Source organism: Calothrix sp. NIES-2098 (assembly GCF_963875125.1).
Classification (GTDB): domain Bacteria; phylum Cyanobacteriota; class Cyanobacteriia; order Cyanobacteriales; family Nostocaceae; genus Aulosira.
Genome location: NZ_CAWNKJ010000001.1, coordinates 2,334,782 through 2,354,317 on the forward strand (window position 1 = coordinate 2,334,782; position 19,536 = coordinate 2,354,317).

A 19,536-nucleotide genomic window follows, 5' to 3' on the forward strand; every position below is an offset into this window, starting at 1 on the left:
TTAAAGCGACTAGCGTTCCCAAGTCTAAGCTAGCTTTTGACCTTGGACAGCCCTAACGCCAGAATATTTCAACTAATGACGAGAGTGAGGAATTAATTCTGCTCTACTGCAACGAGCGCGACTGTAATATTATCATGTCCGCCATGAGCTTTCGCTGCTTCAACTAGAGAATGGGCTGCCTTTTCTAGCTCAGAGTTGTCTTGCAGACAGTCAGTAATTTTCTGCTCCACGAGTTCTTCTGTGAGACCGTCACTGCATAATAGTAAGCGATCGCCAACTTGCACCTCTAAGGGTTGCACATCGATTTGGTGTAAGTCTTCTCGCCCCAAACAGCGGGATAAAACATGGCGAAACGGATGAACCCGCGCTTCCTCGAAAGTGATGTCACCAAGTTTAATGGCTCTGGCTACCCAAGTATGGTCTTCTGTAATCTGTTCTAATTGCGATCCCCGCAAGCGGTAAAGTCTAGAGTCGCCAACGTGAGCGCACCAAGGCGATTCTGGTTCGCGAAAAATCACTACTACAGCTGTTGTACCCATGTCAGCGCGTTCGGGATTATTTTGTTGATCCTGCAAAATCGCTTCATTGGCCAGCCATAAAGCTTGGACTAATAATTCCTGAGAAGACTGAGCAGATTCCCAATTTTCCCCTAAATAGGTCTGAATTTGCTCAGTAGCAATTCGACTGGCTTCCTCGCCGCCTGCGTGACCGCCCATACCATCAGCAACTATGCAAAATCGCTTCTCTGGGTCAATATAGTAGGCATCCTGGTTATTAGAACGAATAAGTCCCGGATCGCTCAGACCCGCGAAATTAAGTTTCATAAATTTTTACTGCAAAAATTAATACATACGGTCAGCACGTTCAAGACGTAAAAGTAATCTGATGAGTAGGACTGCGATCGCGGCTGCAATTAAACCAGTCAAAACTGCTAAGAATACATAATGATTCACCAATAAAATGGTGCCTGAAAGCGTAAATCCACTGATAAGCAAAGCGTAACTAATTCCGATTTGAATATTGCTTTGCCGTCTCAGCAAACGTTCTGTTTCTAGAGAACGGACACGCATACGCATATCGCCGCGCTCTAGCTTTTCTAGTGTATCTTCTAATCTACGTGGTAAACCAAAAGCAGTTGTACTGACCTGAACTGCTTGGCGACTTAATTCATTGAGGAAGCTATTGCTCTGGTCACCATTCATATTGGTCATAAGCTGCATTGCGTAGGGTTTGGCAACTTCCATAAAATTAAATTCTGGATCTAAGCCTTTGCCAACTCCCTCAAGAGTGGAAAAAGCTCGCATCACAAAAGTGAAGGTTGCGGGAAATCTAAATGGTTGATTATATGCTATTTCATACAGGTCGTCACTGATGGCGGCCACTGATTGATTTTCAAAGGGCTTATCCATGAAATTATCCAGCATATACTGGACGGAACGCCGGACTGGCCCCATGTCTTCTACTGGTGCGATCGCTCCCAAATCGATCAAAGATTGCACAACGCGATCGCCATCTTTTTGGGCGATTCCAAACAGGGTTTCCATCAGCCCTTCGCGGATATTGGATTTAATCCGCCCCATCATCCCGAAATCGTAAAATATCAAATCGCCATTTGGGCTGACAGCAATATTTCCGGGGTGAGGATCGGCGTGGAAAAAGCCATTATTCAGCAGCTGAATTAAGTATGCTTGGGCACCATGACGAGCTATTTCTTTGCGATCCAAACCTGCAGCTTCTAAAGCTTCGTATTGGCTAATTTTAATACCTGGGAGATATTCCAAAGTCAGCACTCGCGAAGAAGTGTAACGCCAATGAATTCTCGGTACTTTTACCCAGTCGTAGCCACGAAAGTTACGCCGAAAAGTATCAGCGTTACGTCCTTCACTTAAGTAATCAATTTCTTCCCAGAGAATTCGACAACATTCTTCGTAAATTCCGATCCAATCTCTTCCTCGACCCCATTTGGGATGATTTTGGAAATAACGGGCAATTCCCTTAAGAATTTGTAAATCAATTTCAAATAGCTTTTTCAGTCCGGGACGCTGAACTTTCACAACCACAGCTTCGCCAGTATAAAGCACAGCTTTGTGGACTTGCCCTAAACTAGCAGCTGCTAAAGGAATAGGGTCAAAATTCTGGAAAAGCTCCGGAATTTTCTTACCTAATTCTTGCTGAATAATTGCCTCTACTTGCTCGTAGCTAAAGGCGGGTACTTTGTCTTGTAACTTTGCCAGTTCTTCGACATATTCGATTGGAAAGATATCAGCACGGGTAGAAAATAACTGCCCAACTTTAATAAAGGTAGGCCCTAAATCGAGCAAGGTATTACGAATCCAGACAGCTTGCGCTTTACGCCTTGCAGCTTGTTTGGCCTCGGTGATTCCGCCTGGATAACTCCAAGCTTTGTTGTATCGCCAAAGCTTGAACATCAAGGTCAACACAAAAGACCAAATATCTACAAAGCGCCGTCTGCTAGAATAATTTTCCCGATTCCAACGGTATGCCTTGTCTGAATAACCTTTTTCCATATTTGTTGCGTACCGTTGGTTGTTCACCGAATCACCTGGAAGAAAAGACACTCTGATTCCTAAACTGTTTGCGATCGAATATCATTTGTCCTTTGTCTGTGCATAAATTTTGACAAATGACCAATGACAAATGACTAAATATGCTTCCTAGTGGATTTTTTCTGTTTTACACTGAACTACTACGATACTTCTGTAATTCGGTACGCAATAGGGCAATTTCAGCTCGCAGTTCATCAATCATGGCTTGCAAATCAACTGGGTCAGATCCGCTTGGCCCGCGTACTGTGGTTGATTGACCAGCACTAGCAGCCTCTGCGGCTCGATTTGCCCGTTCTAGCACTTCATCTGTGAACTGGCGCAATTGTTCTCTAGCTTCAGCATCAAATTTGCCAAGTTCGCTTAAAGCATCAGTCAAGGCGACCTCTAGGCGTTCGTTGACTACTTCAGCAACAGCTCTGCCGACAAAAAAAGCTTGCAAAAGGGGGTTACTCATAAATTTTTGTTACGTCTCTCCGCAAGAGAATTATAACTTGCTCCTATGCTTTGCGGCTTCTACTGTGGAGATATATATTGGCTGGGCAAAAATCTAGCCTAGATAGCATTCTTTACCAACCACGGGCAACCTTAGATGAAAAGGGGAAAAGTAAAGATATTTTTTTATTGGTAAGTCCCTGAGAGGCCAAATCAAAGCGATCGCCCGCCGTGCGATCCTTCATACTGTTTCTGAGGAGAAAGAAATGCCTCTAGTTTATTTCACGCTCAGTATTGCAACTATTTCGACGGGGCTATTCACAGGACTGTTGCTGACAATGTTGTTTATCTTCCAACCATTGCTTAATCAATTGTCTGCAACGGAGTATGCTGAACTGATGCAGCGATTCTTAAAAGTGGCAAGGCGATCGCCTCTTAATATTACATTGATGCTCGTCTCACTTCTGGCTCCGATTCCGGCTTTAGTTGGTATCTATCAATCTGCAAACTGGCTTGCGTTTGGACTTATTTCCATAGGAATAGTTATTTTTTTCATTGGTATGTTCTTGGTATCTCGATTTTTTAATGAACCTCTGTATGACCAGATTATGGGCTGGTCAGCCAATAATCCACCCCCAGACTGGGAGGCGGCACGTAAGCAATGGCATATCCTGAATCTAGTTCGTGTATGTGCTTCAGGCACCGCGTTTATTATGTTCCTGATTACCATCAACTTTTGTGCCTTTCTTTAAAGCCAAGATGTATCCCCGACTTTTCCCAGTGTCAGTAATTCTCGATATTATTTCCAGTATCAGCTTGCAACATTTATCCAAAAATCAGCAGTGATGATTTTGCCATTGCGGTTGAACTGACCCCAAAGCTTATACTTTCCTGGTTGCGGAAAGCTAGTCATAAAATGAACCTGCCCAGTTGGGGCATTTTGTAGTGCGTGAGCATGGATGTAATCTGCTGCTGTTAATGAGTTTGACTGTCGCAGGATGACTAAATGTCCTTTTTCTCCCAAGTAAGGCTGTAAGTCTGTAAGCGGTTGATTATTAGAAGCATCTTGTAATTTAAACATTAAAGTGACTTCTTTACCTGCTTTTACAGTTGGTTCAGAAAGAGCAAGATTGACTTGAGTATCATTAAAAGTTTTACTACGCTTAATGTCAATTTCTGGAGCAGCAATAGTGATTCCAGGAACTTGGGTTTTTATTACTGATATTTGTTCTGTTTGACTAGCAGGTTTGTAATCACTAAAAAATGTGTAACCGCCTGCTTGGGGAAAACTGGCTTCAACTTCAAACTGCCCGTTATTTTTATATATAGGATGAAGATGACTGAAAAATTGAAGATCGTCACTAACAATAATTAAGTGCATGAGCTTTTCTTGGAAGGTGTCAAACTTGGCGATCGCCTTCCCATTTAAATCTTGAATGTAAATCAATATCGGAATACTTTTATTCGCAGTGATATTACTAGAAACTTTGAGTTTTGCTTGAGTCAATGCTTTCTTCTCCCCATGAACTGCGCTACTTGTTGAATGTTCTCCATGATGGGTCTCACTCATTGAATGCTCCTCATGCTGATGTGTGGTAACAGATATTGCTTTTTCTTCAGCTTTAGGTAATAATGAGCAACTTTGAGCTATTACCAAAGTGGTAGTTATAGCAATTGCGTTTAGAAATCGATTTATTTTATTTTTAAACGCAGAGGGGCGCAAAGATTTACGCAGAGGTAAAGCAGAGGTTTTATTAGAGCTATTGGAGTTGTTACAAAAATTTGGAATTATCTGTTTTATATTCATCACATTTAATCCTCATTGAGAATGACTAATTTTTGAAGATGGCTGAGTAGTTTTATCAATTATCTACTCAACATGAAATTACTTTAAATTGTCTAGTTAACTGGAGAGTCAAGAGGTAAAAATAATAAAAAATCAGTTAGTTTTTTATTTTATAGATATAAAAATCACTCCATTATTTAAAATAAACGTGCTTTGGGATTGTATTTATTAGATTAAATTTGAACTTCAAGTAATAATAGGACAAATTGTTGAATGATAGGTTTCTGGTTGAATTTCCCAGGCTGAAAGCAGTCTTTCTAAATCTTGCCGCAGAATGAGTAACTGTTGAATCTGTTCATCAATCGCTTGTACCTTATCCTCTAGCTTAGTTTTTATATGTTCACAAGGTAATTCTCCCTCATCATGAACATTCAAAAATTCTTTGATTTCGGCTAAAGATAAACCCAGGCTTTGGGCGCGTTTAATAAAATGCAGGCGAGCTAAAACATCAGTATTAAATAATTTAAATCCGCCCTCGGTTCTGCCTGATGATTTGAGTAGTCTAAGCTCCTCATAGTAGCGAATGGTTTTGATTGGTACGCCACTTTCTTTGGCAACTGAACCAATCAGTTTTGATTCTTCTTGAACTAGCATACTGATTTCTCTCTCCGATTTAGCCCTTTACCTTATCCTAAATTCTCCAGTTAGCTGGAGAGTCAAGTATCAATATCTCCTGATTATTTGGCTAATTCACCTGCTGGATATTTAGCCTTTGGTACACTTGCAAATCGCAGGCGAATCTGGGTAATGACGATATACAGGATAGGTACTACAAACAAACTCAAGAAAGTTGCAACAAACATTCCACCAAAGACAGCCGTACCAAGAGATTGTCGGCTAGCTGAACCTGCGCCTGTAGCGGCAGCAAGCGGCCAAGTTCCTAGTAGAGTAGAAATAGCAGTCATGATAATTGGTCGTAAGCGTTCGCCAGAAGCTTTCAAGGCTGCTTTAGTAATCGAAAACCCTTGTTCGCGTAATTGGTTAGCAAATTCAACAATTAAAATTGCATTTTTACTAGCTAAACCAATTAACATGACTAATCCAACCTGGCAATAAACATCGTTATATAAGCCGCGCCATGATTGAGCTAACAATGCTCCTAAAACGGCTAAGGGAACTGACAATAAAATAATCAAAGGGTCTACGAAGTTATTGTATTGAGCAGCTAGCACTAAGAAAACAAAGAAAATTCCTAGACCAAAAATAATTGGTGCTTGACCACCAGACTCTAATTCTTCTAAGGTAATACCCGACCATTCGTAGCTCATGTTTTTTGGCAAAACATTAGCGGCTAAATTTTTCATGGCTTCTATTGCTTGTCCAGAACTGAAACCAGGAGCGGCTGCACCATTGATTTCTATTGATCGATACAGGTTATAGTGGTTAATTGTTTGCGGCCCGGTGGTTGGCGTAACCTTCACCAAACTACTGAGGGAAATCATCTCACCCCGCCCGGAACGCACATATAGTTGTCCAATATCTTCTGGGTTAGCGCGAAACTGTTGATCTGCTTGGACATAGACTCGGTAAGTGCGACCAAAAGCATTAAAGTCGTTGACGTAGCGCGAACCGATGAAAGTCTGCAATGTGCTAAAAATATCTCTAACAGGGACTTGTAAGGCTTCGGCTTTTTCTCGATCTACTTCAATAAGTAACTGTGGTGCATTAGCGGTGTAGGTACTGAATACTCCTTGCAGTCCTGGTGTTTGATTAGCTTTGCCGATTAAATCGTGGCTAATTTTGACTAAATTATTGATATCACTGTTATTTCTGTCTCCTCTATCTTGCAGCTGAAACACAAAACCACCCACACTCCCTAAACTTTGAATAGTCGGAGGATTTACCGCAAACACGGCTGCGTCTTTAATTGCTGACAACCCACCTCTAGCTTGATTAACAATTGCTGATGCAGTTTGTTCGGCTGTTTTTCGGACATCCCAAGATTTTAGCGGTGCAAATATCAAGCCTCGGTTGGGAGTATTACCACTAAAACCCACACCACCCATTGCAAAAGTACCTTGAATCTCTGGGATTTTCAGCAGTGTTTTTTCTGCTTGCTTCGCAACTTCACGGGTGTAATTGAGAGAAGTGCCATCTGGCCCCTGCATTAAATTAATAAAATAACCTTGGTCTTCTTCTGGTAAAAATGCTGTCGGAACGCGCAGGTACAGCCAGCCTGTCCAAACCAAAGATGCAATAAACAGTACCACAACAACGATTTTAAAGTTGATCAGCAACCGGAGAATTTGTTGATACCCTTTTTGCATCCAGTCAAGTAACCAATTAATCGCTGCAAAAATCCAGCCTAGTAAACCGCGTGGTTTTTGAGTTTTCCGCAACAATATAGCTGCCAAAGCAGGAGTTAAGGTAATAGCAATAAAAGTCGAAAGTACAATTGAGAAAGCGATCGTCAGTGCAAATTGTTTATATAGTTGTCCCGTTGTTCCAGGGAAGAATCCCACAGGAATAAACATAGCCATGAGTACGAGGGATGTGGCAATGACCGCCCCAAACAGTTCTTTCATTGATTCGCTAGCCGCTTGGCGCGGATTCATCCTTTTACTCTGGATAAAGCGGTTAATTTGTTCGACAATGATGATTGCATCGTCTACCACCATCCCCGACCCTAAAGTCAAACCAAACAAAGTCAAGCTGTTAAGTGAAAAATCGAAAACCTTTACAAAGGCAAACGTCCCAATTAAAGAAACCGGAATTGTAATTGCGGGAATGAGGGTAGTGCGCCAGTCTTGTAAGAAAACAAAAATTACTAAAACAACCAGCACAATTGATTCCAATAAATTTTTGACAACTTCTTGGCGAGACGCTTCGACAAATAGTGAAGAATCATAGGGAAATTCATATTTCAAACCAGGTGGAAAGTCCTTTGCAATTTGCTCCATTTCGGCTTTTACCGCATTGGCAATGTTTAAAGCATTGCTCCCAGGAATTTGCAGGATTTGATAGCCAACAGCAACGTGACCACTATAGCGAGCAAAGGAACTATAATTTTCTGCCCCCAGTTCAGCACGACCAACATCTTTAAGCTTGACAAGTGTGCCATCTGTACTCGCTTTGATGACCATGTTTTCAAATTCGTCAGCTTCTTTTAACCGCCCTTGGGTTTGCAACTCAATTTGATACATTTGCCCATTTGGTGCGGGTGGCTGTCCAATACTACCGATACCTAACTGTAAGTTTTGTTGGTTAAGGGCGTTAATTACATCCTCTGTCGTAAGCTTGCGATTAGCCAGTTGAGTCGGGTCAAGCCATAAGCGCATCGCATAGCGGCGATCGCCAAAAGTCGCAATGTTACCTACACCTTTGATGCGTCTGAGGCGGTCTAAAACATAAAGGTCGGCGTAGTTACTAATAAAAGTATCATCGTACTTATCGCCTTCACTATATAAAGCCATCGCTAAGACAATACCACTCGATTGCTTTGTGACAGAAACGCCTGTTTGTCGGACAACTTCTGGCAATTTTGGTTCTGCAAGCAAGACTCGATTCTGCACATCAGCCGCAGCAGTATCAATGTCATACCCTTGATCAAAAGTAACGACGATGTTACTAGTACCGTCACTGCTGCTAGTTGAAGTGATATATTTCAAGCCTTCGACACCATTAATTTGTCGTTCTAGAACTGTTGTAACTGTATCTTCTACAACTTGGGCGCTAGCACCAATATAATTAGCGGTGACATTGATTTGTACGGGGCTGATATCTGGGTACTGCTCTACTGGTAGTAGCGGAATACTGATTATACCTACCATGAGCATTACTAAAGCGCAGGCGATCGCAAATACAGGTCGCTTGATAAAAAAATTCGCAAACATAGACTTATTCTTTCTGGGTAAAAATCTGGATTTAACTAAGGTTCAGGAATAATAGGTGCGCCATCTCTTAAATTGAGCAAACCGGAAACAACAATTTTCTCGCCTGCGGTTAACCCTTTCACCACTTGATACTGGTTACCTTGGATACTACCTAGCTCTACGGGTTTGAGCCTTGCTACTAACTGCGATCGCTTGGGTGATGATTCAGCTACATAAACAAAAGTTTCTCCAGCCAAACGGATGACGGTTGAAGTGGGAATTAATACTCCTGGGCGCTTGTCCCAAATCACTTTAGCTTTAACAAATTGGTCGGCTCGCAACTGTCTGCGGGAATTATCAAACAGTGATTTTACTAAGACTGACTGCGTATCGTTGGCTGTGTTGGGAGCGATGAAAAATATGCGACTGCTTCCGAGATTTTTACCCCGTTCGTCAATTAACTGTAATGTCATTCCTGGACGCAATCGGGTTGCTTGCTGAACTGGTACGGAGATATTAACTTCTAGAGTTTGATTTTCGGTGATAGTTGCTAATCCTGTCGAAGTATCAACAAAATCACCGATTTTGATGGGTATGTCGCCTACTTTGCCAGCAAAGGGAGCAGTAATTTTGTAGTATTTCAACTGGACTTGTTGTTGCTTGGTAGCTGCTTGAGCTTGCTGTACGGCTTTTTCGGCTTGAGAAATCGCAGCTTTTTGGGCTTGGATTTGGGCATCAATTGCATTCAAACTGGCTTTAGCTGTAGCTAGTTTGTTAGCGTATTGATCCTGAGTCTGACGAGATATCGCACCTTCCGCAGCCAGGTAAGAGTACCTTTGGTAGTCCAACTCGTTTAGCTTGACATCAGCTTGTTTGGATAAACGTTCAGCTTCTATAGATTTGAGAGTTGCTTTTGCATTTTCGAGTTGCGATCGCGCCGCCATTGCAGCCGCATTCATACCGCTAACTGCTGCTTTTTGTTCTTCCGCATCTATTTGCAGAATTGGTGTACCTGCTTTTACCTCATCGCCGGATCTCACAAAAATCTGACCAATCTGTCCTTGAATTCTGGGACGGAGAGTAACTGAACGATGCGATCGCAGGTTAGCAATAAAATTTGAACTTTGTTCAACTGTGCTGGTTTGTAGCGATGATAATTTTACTTTTACGCCAGCAGGTGCAGCAGCTGTCGCTACTGGGGGTTTTTGACTGGGAGTAAGCACACGCCAAACGGCAATACTTCCACCTGCTAATAGTAGAGTGAGCAATAGCCAAAGCCAAGGTCTTTTTGAGTGTGGTAACTGTAATTCAGTCTCAAAATCATCGTCTAAATCTAGAATAGGAGTTTGATTTTCCAAGGGGTTCATGTTTGAGAAATTCCTGTAAATTAAGTTGAGCCAAAATAAATTGAGAAATTTCCATCAACAGTTAGCAAAAGACTAACTGTTGATATACCTTTGAACAACTCTAGATTGATGGATAGCCAACAGAGGCGATGGCTTCTTTAATGTCCGTCTCTGATGCTTGAGTTTCTACACTGACAGTTTTGGTTTTTGTGTCAGCTTTGACAGTAGCATTAGCATCAATTTTTTTAATTACAGTGTTGATAGTATTTACACAAACTGAACAAGCTAATTTAGGCACTGTAAGTTGTAGTTTCATCTCTGAAAACTCCTGATTTTTTACTACTAATTCTGATTCTGTTTGAGTAAGTTTTTAATTTACTTACTCAACCTGGAATTAGCTTAAATTCTCCATCTGCATGGAGAGTCAAGAGTAAAAATGAAGAAATAACTACAGATAAAAATAGATGCACACAGATAAACAGTGATGATTTATCTGTGTGCATATGTGGTTTTATATAAAATTGGAATTTTTGTTCTTGTAATTAGTGAAAAGCTTTTGAAAGTATTAATTTTAGTAAAATTAAAAGTGTGTAAGCAGCAATAAAACAGCTTAAGTCTTGAGAATTGCTGTAGCTACCATCAATCCCCACACAATACTAAAGCGAATTCTGGTTGCATGAGAAACCGCAAAATTTGTATCTTCAAGCAAGCGGTGAAATTCATTTTGGGTATAACACTGCTGATGAGCCGGATCGAAACCTTTAAGGATAACGTCACATATTTTACAAAGTAGATAATCTCTACACCAATCAAGGATAATGACTTTACCATCAGGCTTAAGGACACGTCTCATCTCCTTTAATGCAGCAAGTGGAGCGTCAAAGTAATGAAACGCATTGGCAGACACAATCACATCAAAACTATCATTGTCGAATGGCAAATTTGATGCACTCGCAATTTGAAATGATACTTGAGGATAAGCACTAAATTTCTGTTTGGCGATCGCCAGCATTTTATCTGAAATGTCTACCCCAACAATCTGTTGCGATGAATACTCAGCCAGCATTAAACGTTCAAACTCACCAGTACCACAGGCAACATCAAGTATAGTATCTGTTGGTGATATCTCCGCCCAGTTTTTGAGGAAAGATAGTGTATTGGTTATATAACTTTTCCAACGTAGATCGTAAACAGCAGCTAACTGATCGTACTGTTTGCGAACTATAGTTTCACTCATATTATTTTTTGTAAAATTTATTCATGTTCAATAATTGGACAAATAGTGGAATGAGAATCATCAGGCTTGATTTCCCAACCAGAAAGCAACCCTGATAATTCTTGTCTCAAAATCAGTAATTGCTGAATTTGTTCATCAATAGCTTTTACCTTATCTTCTAGTTTAGTTTTGATATGCTCACAAGGTAATTCTCCTTCATCATGAACATTTAAAAATTCCTTAATCTCTGATAAGCTTAATCCTAAACTTTGAGCGCGTTTAATAAAGTGTAGTCGCTCCAAAACATCAGACTTAAATAATCTAAATCCGCCTTCGGTTCTTCCTGATGATTTGAGTAGACCAAGTTCTTCATAGTAACGAATAGTTTTAATTGGTACTCCGCTTTCTTTGGCAACTACACCAATCTGTTTTGCTTCTGCTTGAGCTAACATACTTACCAAACCCTGAGTGAGATATGATTACCGATCGTAATACTAAACTCTCCAGCTCACTGGAGAGTCAAGCAAGAAAAGTATCATTCCATCAAGCTCATGAGACACTGAGTTGAGTAGAAGCTGTTTCTTCACTAGCGTCTGCGGCTTGGACTGAAATTGCACCTCGAAACATATTCATGCCGCAGGTGAAAGCATATTCGCCTGGTTTTTCGGGTGTAAACTCAATTGAGGTTAATTGATTGATTGGTAAATCAGCAGCAATACCAAAATCAGGAATTAGCACTTTCGCAAGGCAATTACTGGGATTTTCGCGCAGAAAGTTGAGTTGTACTCTTTGCCCCGCTTGGACAACAACACGATTCGGTGTGTATCCCTTATCTACTGTGATGGTAGCTTTCTGAATTCCTTGCTCTATAGTTGTTTCATGCTCATCAATTGAACTGAAGGATTTGGGTTGAGTTTCTATCATCTTTTCATCTTCCTTTGTAACTGTTGATTGAGCGTCTGAAGCTTCGGCTTGAATTTCACCGCGAAACATATTCATTCCACAGGTAAAGAGATAAGTTCCGGCTTGTTTGGGTGTAAATTCCACCGTGGTTACTTGATTAAGCGGTAAATCTGCGGCAATGTAAAAATCTGGAATGACAACTTGTTCTAAGCAACTGCTGGGATCTTTGCGTTCAAATTTCAGTCGTACTGGTATACCAGCTTGCACCACAATTCGACTGGGATCGTATCCCCCATCAACAGTGACGCTGACTTCTTGAATACCTCCACCCGCTGCAACTGCTTTCTGAGACTTGGGTTTACTCAGCAAAAACCACCAAAGTTCTAAGCCAAGTAGTCCTAAGCCTCCGAGGGTGACGGCTATTTTGTTACCTAATGGCTGATCGATACGTTGAAATTGATTAGTTTGGGTGTTTGCAGATGAGTGTGCATCATGGGATTTTTGTGCGACTGCTTCGCCAGAGGCAATTCCGAATACAATTCCTAAACTGGCTATACTACCGATGAGTGCTGCTTTGTTCACCATTAAAAACCTCCTACATGGATATAATTCGTAGTTCGTAATGGGCTACGCCCCGCTGCGCTAACGTAATTCGTAATTAAGAAAGTCAGCTATGGTCTGAGTTTTGGAGAGTGAAAGAGAATTGGAGTAAGTTGTTAGCTAGACTAAAGTTCCTGAAATTACTCCCAGCAGAAATCCAAATCCTACTAAAGTCCCGAAAAATATGGTTTGATTGGGCATTGTTATTTCCTCTATGCAAGTGTTTTAGGTTGGAAGTTGCGTAAACGCAGTGCATTAGTGACTACGGAAACTGAACTAAAGGCCATTGCTGCACCGGCGATGATGGGGTTGAGTAACCAACCGAAGATGGGGAAGAGAATCCCGGCGGCGATGGGAATCCCAGCAACGTTGTAAATGAAGGCGAAGAATAGGTTTTGGCGAATGTTGCGAATTGTGGCGCGGCTGAGTTGAATTGCTGTAACTATGCCTTGCAAATCGCCAGAGATTAAGGTGATATCACTAGCTGCGATTGCTACATCTGTACCAGTACCAATTGCAATTCCCACATCGGCTTGAGCTAAGGCTGGTGCATCATTGATACCATCACCAACCATTGCCACAATTTTGCCTTCTGCTTGTAGTGCTTGTACTGTAGCGGCTTTTTGGTCGGGGCGCACTTCTGCCAAGACTCTTTTGATACCAACTTCATGGGCAATACTTTCGGCGGTGCGGCGGTTATCACCTGTGAGCATGACAACTTCTAAACCGAGTCTTTGTAATGCTCTCACAGCCTGGGTAGAAGTGGGTTTAATCGCATCAGCAATCCCCATTAATCCTTTGATTTCGCCATCAATTGCCAACCAAACTGCTGTTTTACCCAAGTATTCTAAGCGTTCTTTATCTTGTTGCAAAGCTTGGGTGTTAATACTCAACTCTTCCATCCAGCGTTGTGTACCAATTTGCACCAGACGGTTAGAAACGATACCTTGGACACCGCTACCTGCCACAGCTTCAAAATCTTTGACATCTGCTAAGGTTACTTCCTGAGATTGGGCATATCGAACAACGGCTTCTGCCAAGGGGTGTTCCGAATTGCGTTCTAAGGATGCGGCTAGTTGTATCAGCTTCAGTTCGTTGCCGTTCAGCGTACCGTCAACTGTGAGAAAATCTGTAACTGTGGGTTTGCCTTGGGTAATTGTACCTGTTTTGTCCAAGACAATTGTTTGAATCTGGTGAGCTAATTCTAAGCTTTCGGCTCCCTTAATTAAAATGCCGTTTTCTGCACCTTTACCAGTACCTACCATCACAGAGGTTGGTGTGGCTAGACCCAAGGCACAAGGACAAGCGATAATTAATACTCCAACTGTGGTAATCAATGCCAGGGTGACATTGCCCATGATGTTGTACCAAATAATAAAAGTAAGGATTGCGATCGCAATTACCGCTGGCACAAACCACCCCGTAACTTGGTCTGCTAGTCTTTGAATGGGAGCTTTCGAGCCTTGAGCCTGCTGTACTAGTTGGACAATCTGCGCCAGTACAGTATCCTTACCAACTCTTATCGCCCGAAACTTAAAACTGCCAGTTTTGTTAATGGTTGCGCCGATGACTTCATCCCCTGGTTGCTTTTTCACGGGTATACTTTCCCCAGTCACCATCGCTTCGTCTACTGTGGATGTCCCGTCAACTACTTCGCCATCAACGGGAATCTTCTCCCCAGGACGCACCAGCACCACATCGCCAATTTCTACTTGCTCAATCGGTACATCGATTTCTCGCCCGTTCCGAATCAACCGTGCGGTTTTCGCTTGCAAACCAATCAGCTTGCGAATAGCTTCTGAAGTTTGTCCTTTGGCGCGATTTTCAAATAGCCGTCCTAACAAAATCAAGGTAATGACAATTGCCGCTGTTTCGTAATACACCTCTGGCATCAAACCCCGATCGATGAAAAAGCCAGGAAATAAAGTAGCGAATAGGGAATAGAAATATGCTGCACTCGTACCTAAAGCTATTAAGGTATCCATTGTAGCGGCATGGCGCTTGAAAGCTTTCCAACTATTGACGTAGAAAGAATAACCACACCAAAACTGTACAGGCGTGGTAAGTACTAATTGCAGCCAAGGGTTATGTAACCAGGTGGGAATCAAAGGTAGGCGTACCCCTGTCATCGTTGGTAGCGAACCAATTACCAGCACAGTGCCAATAATGCCACCTACTGTTACCTTCCGCAGCAAATCGCGGGATTCTTTCAGGCGATGTCTTTTTTCTTCATCATCTTCTCCCACCATCAAGTTTTGTTCTTGGAGGGGATAGGCAGAATAACCTGCTGCATCCACTGCCTCTTGGATGGCTTGTAAATCTGTTTTTCTGGGGTCATAATTAACTGTTGCCTGCTCTGCCCCAAAATTCACGCTACATTCATTTACACCAGGGACAGAACTAATAGCATCTTCAACACTTCTGGCACAGGAAGCGCAACTCATACCGCGCAGTTTAAGTGTAGTATTCTCCATTTGAAAGCTCCAATTATCAAGTCGCGTTCAAGACTGATTTCATCTTGAATCCTCCAGTTCACTGGAGTGTCAAGGGGGTAGAGAAAGAAAATTGGAACTACGCAAAAAATTCATTCTCAACTAGCTTTGCAGCTATTTCCCATAGATTAACTGAAGTCAGGAATAATTTCTGTTCAAGTCCCTTAACTCGCCAGCAAACCAAAATTGCGATCGCCCTTGGGCACAATTTGCTTATAGTTATACCAAATCAGCAGTTCTATCAAAGTTCAGCCATTATCAATACTGAAAAAGACGGGTATATCGCCCGTCCTACAATAAAATCAGTTATTTATCTCAACGCGATTAAAGCTTGGGATGATTTCGCATAGCTTTATGAATTTTCTTCCAGCGTTCTTTCTCGGCTAATTGCGCCCGTTTGTCTTGTTTGCGAACAAGATAGTTCAGTTCTTTTTGCAATTTTTGGTAGCTGAGAAATCTTGATAAATCAAGTTCTCCCTCAAGTAATGCTTGTTGCACTGCACAACCGGGTTCGTTGTTGTGTTGGCAATTACGAAAACGACATTCTGCGGCTAAGGTTTCGATGTCTGCAAAGGTTTCTTGCAAGCTATCATCACCTGCCCAAATTTGAATTTCTCTCATTCCTGGGGTATCGATAATTAAGCCGCCTGTCGGTAATAATATCAATTCTCGATTTGTAGTCGTGTGTCTACCTCGGTCGTCACCTCGACGCACTGGTTGTACAGCTTGCACTGATACGCCTTTGAGTTGGTTGGTAATTGTAGATTTACCCACACCAGAAGATCCTAGCAAAGCAACTGTTTGTCCTGGTTGCAGGTATGATTTCAAGGCATCCAGCCCTTGATGATTGGTGGCACTCAATACTAAAATTGGCACTCCCAGAGCAATGGCTTCAACTTCTGAGACACTCTCTTCTAAAGAGTTGCACAGGTCGGCTTTATTTAAAACAATGACTGGATTCGCCCCACTTTCCCAAGCCAAAATTAGATAGCGTTCAATTCGTCTGGGGTTAAAGTCACCATCAAGTCCACAAACCAAGAACACGGTGTCAATGTTAGCTGCTACTATTTGTTCTTCGGTTTTACTACCAACGGTTTTTCGGGAAAACTTGCTTTTTCTCGGCAATATACCGTGAATGGTAGCCCGTCCTTCCGACTCTCGCGCCTGAATGACAACCCAGTCCCCAACAGCAGGAAAGTCTTGCGCTTGAGTAGCTTGATGTCGCAGTTTACCTGTAACTTCTGCTGTTAGTTCGCCCTGCTCGCTATAAACTATGTAAGTATTTCTGTATTCAATAGCAACCCTAGCAACGCTAAAACCTTGTTGGCTATAGGGTGCAAAACTGTGAGTAAAAAAGTCACTCCAGCCTAAAAAATCCAAATTCATTGATGTGTCCTTGATGTGTGCTGCTTGCTATCAACAAGGCGCACAGAGGCGGACACTTTTGTAAATGAATTTCTCTAGTGTCTGTAAATTCGAGCATTATTCCTGTAAATGGACGACTGAACGAAAATCTCTGTGCCTTGTAGGAGTTGAGTTTTTGAGGGGAACCCGGACGGTTTGCAATTCAGTCATCATTCTTCCTCCCTGATGTAGTACAAAAATAATCTACATTACTACATTATCTGATTTCGGCAAAACTGGCATCAAATACTGCGATCGCTTGGTTAATCAAGGTGCAGTAATCAATTGAAACAAGCCAGCAATTCTTGATAATATTCCTCTGGTGTACTGGGTAAATAAGTTGTTAGTTGTAAAGCTTGCTGGCTTAACTTGAAACCTTGAGTAATGTTGATGCGGCTGAGAAAATCAATATCGTGAGAAATTACCCAAAGGGCACCCTGATAATCATTAATACCTGCAACCATTTGCTCAACGGTTTCAATATCCAAGTTATTAGTCGGCTCATCGAGAATTAACAAATCAATTTCTGAGATGCTGACGATCGCGATCGCTAATCTGGCTAATTCACCACCACTCAACACCGATGCGCTTTTGTGAACGTCATCGTATTTGAACAGAAAGTGTCCCAGTTGTTGACGCAGCTGTTGATAGCTGAGGTTGGGATTCGCAGATTGCATATTTTCGAGAATTGTCTGCTGGCGGTTTACCAGTTCATAGGTTTGGTCGAGATATACAGCTTTCATCGTTGGTGAGAGCAAAACCTCACCCGAATCCAAAAGTGCTTGCTGTTCTTTCTCTAGAATTGCTTTGGCGAGAGTCGATTTACCCGAACCATTCGCGCCGACAATCGCAATGCGATCGCCACAGGTAATATGCATCTGCATATTTTTAATCAGCAAGCTTTCTGACACCCAAAGATTTGCACCCTGAATATCAATCAAATTTCTGCGTTTTTGATCCCTTTCTGCTAATTGAATACTTGTCACCTTAGTGGTTTTTACTTTGGTATCTGCCACATTTTGAGTAGCTTTTGCTACTGCAAGTTCGTGTTTCTTTTTCGCATTGCCAGCGGAAGCCTCGGCTTTGGTTTTGATCAATCCGGCTGACATCCGATCGATGCTGCCATTGAGAAACTTAGCCCGCCCTTGGCGGTGAGATTGGGCGGCGCGTTGCTGTTCTTGCATAGCTGTAGCTTGGGCGCGTTTAAGTTCTTTTCTGGCAACTTCATGCGATCGCAATGCCACTTCTAACTCGATTTCTTTCTGTTTTCGATAGTAAGAAAAATTACCACCGTATACTTTTACCCCGTCGGGTGTCAGTTCCCAAGTAACTTGTGTCACCCGATCCAAGAAAAAAGGCTTGTGGGAGACAATGATATATGCGCCAGCAAAATCTTGCAGAAACAGCCTTAAACTTTCTAAAGCCTGTAGATCCATGTGATTTGTTGGTTCATCCAGCAATAGCAGATTTGGTTCTTGAGATAAACCAATTGCTAGAAATAGTTTTGTAAGTTCCCCACCACTTAAGTTAGTAACTGGTAGGGATAAATCAAGCGTAGTGTGAAATTGGGTTTGCAAAATTTCTTCAATTTTCCACCATTCATCAGAAATAGAACTTAAAAAATCGAGTACTGAATCTGCTGTAATTTTTTCTCGAATGGTGCTGATTTGGGGTAAGTAGTAGACATTATGCTTACGACATACAGACCCACCGCTAGGGCTAATTTGACCTGCAAGTATCTTCAGTAGAGTGGATTTTCCTATCCCATTGCGACCAACCAAAGCAATGCGATGATCCATACTAATATTGATATGAACTCGCTGAAATAGAGTTCTATCTACGCCAAGTTCGTAACTGATGTTCTCAGCTAATAAAATTGAATTTTTATGCATATTAATCCCTAATTTAGATTGTGTAGCGTCCAATCAACCGCACAGTGAAATACTAGGAATATCAAGCACCCAAACTAGGGCAAACTATCGAATATCCCAAGCGAAAAAACCAAAAGTATTGTGCTGAGAGTGGTTAAATCATTAGTCTGTTATACGTACAGCAGTTGAGGATAAACTATGAATTGTAAGTAAAAATTTTTGACAAGAAAGCTTTGAGCTAACTTGCTAATTTCTCGATCATTTTTGTGACACGGTTGCTTTCCAGCAACACTTTTTTGCTACTACTTCATGTCAATTAGGTGAATTGAGGCGTTGTGATATCTGAAGTTATCTACAGCTTACCACAAGAAAATTCCAGAAGCCTACTCAATGATATTTGCTTCTTTGCCACGCTGTCAGCTATTGTATCCCGTGGAAACCCTCTTCTCTTTGCAAATATGCTAACGCAAAAGAGGGAATGAGTTCCCTTGAGAGTGCTTCAACGTTGAACGTATCTAAGTTAAGGAGGTTTTGATTGCCAAAATTTTTTGAGCGACTACTTCAGGAACTGGCATTACTGATAACCGATTTCCTGTTCTCACTAATATTAATTCTTCGGGAGTAAACTTCTCTTTGAGGGTTGATAGTAATATTGGCTGAGAAAAATACTCAACAAATTCTACAATAACTGTTTGCCAGCGAGGAGATTCAGGAGTGGATTTTGGGTCATAGTATTTGCTGGTAGGGTCAAACTGGGTTGGATCGGCAATAGCTGTTTCAATGACACGTGTTAATCCAGCAATACCCGTAAGATTACTATTTGAATGATAGAAAAAGGCTAAGTCTCCTATCTGCATTTGGCGGAGAAAGTTGCGCGCTTGATAATTACGAACACCGTCCCAGATAGTCTGACCTTGCTGTTGTAGGTCAGTAATACTGTAAACTTCTGGTTCTGACTTAATTAGCCAATAATTCATCAATTTTAGGGTTTTTGCTTTTTCATTACCACCTATACCTTAATTTTGTGCAAAAGTGCGATCGCACAGC

Annotated in this window: 17 protein-coding genes; 2 read left to right on the top strand and 15 right to left on the bottom strand. The window is 41.7% G+C overall.

Translation table 11 applies throughout. From position 1 onward, the window contains the following. Positions 1–92 precede the first annotated feature (92 nt). From AACU33_RS09795 to AACU33_RS09805, 3 genes are all read right to left on the bottom strand, one after another. Entirely contained in the window at positions 93–824 is a 732-nt protein-coding gene (locus tag AACU33_RS09795) for a Stp1/IreP family PP2C-type Ser/Thr phosphatase (protein ID WP_096588325.1), read from the bottom strand. 18 nt (positions 825–842) lie between these two features. Then, a complete protein-coding gene (locus AACU33_RS09800) occupies positions 843–2,528 on the bottom strand; it encodes an AarF/UbiB family protein (protein WP_096588326.1) in 1,686 nt (561 codons plus the stop codon). A 166-nt stretch (positions 2,529–2,694) separates the two neighbouring features. Beyond that, positions 2,695–3,021, bottom strand: coding sequence for a DUF6825 family protein (locus AACU33_RS09805; protein ID WP_096588327.1), 327 nt, complete (start codon positions 3,019–3,021; stop codon positions 2,695–2,697). A 244-nt stretch (positions 3,022–3,265) separates the two neighbouring features. Here AACU33_RS09805 and AACU33_RS09810 point away from each other — a divergent pair, with 244 nt between their 5' ends. Beyond that, on the top strand, positions 3,266–3,751 hold the full coding sequence (locus AACU33_RS09810; RefSeq protein ID WP_096588328.1) for a DUF1772 domain-containing protein: 486 nt from the start codon (positions 3,266–3,268) through the stop codon (positions 3,749–3,751). 59 nt (positions 3,752–3,810) lie between these two features. Here AACU33_RS09810 and AACU33_RS09815 read toward each other — a convergent pair whose 3' ends face one another. The 9 genes from AACU33_RS09815 to AACU33_RS09855 form a co-directional block, all read right to left on the bottom strand. Continuing rightward, positions 3,811–4,695, bottom strand: coding sequence for a hypothetical protein (locus AACU33_RS09815; protein WP_096595206.1), 885 nt, complete (start codon positions 4,693–4,695; stop codon positions 3,811–3,813). A 336-nt stretch (positions 4,696–5,031) separates the two neighbouring features. Next, positions 5,032–5,439: a heavy metal-responsive transcriptional regulator gene (locus tag AACU33_RS09820; protein WP_096588329.1), complete on the bottom strand. Its 408-nt coding sequence runs from the start codon at positions 5,437–5,439 to the stop codon at positions 5,032–5,034. Between the two features lie 83 nt (positions 5,440–5,522). Continuing rightward, positions 5,523–8,678: an efflux RND transporter permease subunit gene (locus tag AACU33_RS09825; RefSeq protein WP_096588330.1), complete on the bottom strand. Its 3,156-nt coding sequence runs from the start codon at positions 8,676–8,678 to the stop codon at positions 5,523–5,525. 35 nt (positions 8,679–8,713) lie between these two features. Next, positions 8,714–10,024, bottom strand: coding sequence for an efflux RND transporter periplasmic adaptor subunit (locus tag AACU33_RS09830; protein WP_096588331.1), 1,311 nt, complete (start codon positions 10,022–10,024; stop codon positions 8,714–8,716). A 100-nt stretch (positions 10,025–10,124) separates the two neighbouring features. Further along, the gene (locus AACU33_RS09835) at positions 10,125–10,319 is read right to left on the bottom strand and encodes a heavy-metal-associated domain-containing protein (protein WP_096588332.1); all 195 of its coding nucleotides are present in this window, start codon (positions 10,317–10,319) and stop codon (positions 10,125–10,127) included. Positions 10,320–10,613: 294 nt separating this feature from the next. Continuing rightward, on the bottom strand, positions 10,614–11,240 hold the full coding sequence (locus AACU33_RS09840; protein WP_096588333.1) for a class I SAM-dependent methyltransferase: 627 nt from the start codon (positions 11,238–11,240) through the stop codon (positions 10,614–10,616). A gap of 17 nt (positions 11,241–11,257) precedes the next feature. Next, entirely contained in the window at positions 11,258–11,671 is a 414-nt protein-coding gene (locus tag AACU33_RS09845) for a heavy metal-responsive transcriptional regulator (protein ID WP_096588334.1), read from the bottom strand. A gap of 97 nt (positions 11,672–11,768) precedes the next feature. Then, on the bottom strand, positions 11,769–12,707 hold the full coding sequence (locus AACU33_RS09850) for a cupredoxin domain-containing protein (RefSeq protein ID WP_339375892.1): 939 nt from the start codon (positions 12,705–12,707) through the stop codon (positions 11,769–11,771). A gap of 227 nt (positions 12,708–12,934) precedes the next feature. Beyond that, on the bottom strand, positions 12,935–15,196 hold the full coding sequence (locus AACU33_RS09855; RefSeq protein ID WP_096588335.1) for a heavy metal translocating P-type ATPase: 2,262 nt from the start codon (positions 15,194–15,196) through the stop codon (positions 12,935–12,937). Between the two features lie 44 nt (positions 15,197–15,240). Here AACU33_RS09855 and AACU33_RS09860 point away from each other — a divergent pair, with 44 nt between their 5' ends. Then, on the top strand, positions 15,241–15,564 hold the full coding sequence (locus AACU33_RS09860) for a hypothetical protein (protein WP_096588336.1): 324 nt from the start codon (positions 15,241–15,243) through the stop codon (positions 15,562–15,564). Here AACU33_RS09860 and rsgA read toward each other — a convergent pair. The 3 genes from rsgA to AACU33_RS09875 all read right to left on the bottom strand — a co-directional run bounded on the left by rsgA (position 15,539) and on the right by AACU33_RS09875 (position 19,466). Further along, on the bottom strand, positions 15,539–16,600 hold the full coding sequence (gene rsgA / locus AACU33_RS09865) for a ribosome small subunit-dependent GTPase A (protein WP_096588337.1): 1,062 nt from the start codon (positions 16,598–16,600) through the stop codon (positions 15,539–15,541). The two genes, AACU33_RS09860 and rsgA, sit on opposite strands and share 26 nt — an antisense overlap. Positions 16,601–16,899: 299 nt before the next feature. Continuing rightward, complete coding sequence (gene abc-f, locus AACU33_RS09870) at positions 16,900–18,510, bottom strand: ribosomal protection-like ABC-F family protein (RefSeq protein WP_096588338.1); 1,611 nt, start codon at positions 18,508–18,510, stop codon at positions 16,900–16,902. Positions 18,511–19,004: 494 nt separating this feature from the next. Continuing rightward, positions 19,005–19,466, bottom strand: a complete 462-nt coding sequence (locus tag AACU33_RS09875) for an EVE domain-containing protein (protein WP_096588339.1) — start codon at positions 19,464–19,466, stop codon at positions 19,005–19,007. Positions 19,467–19,536 lie beyond the last annotated feature (70 nt).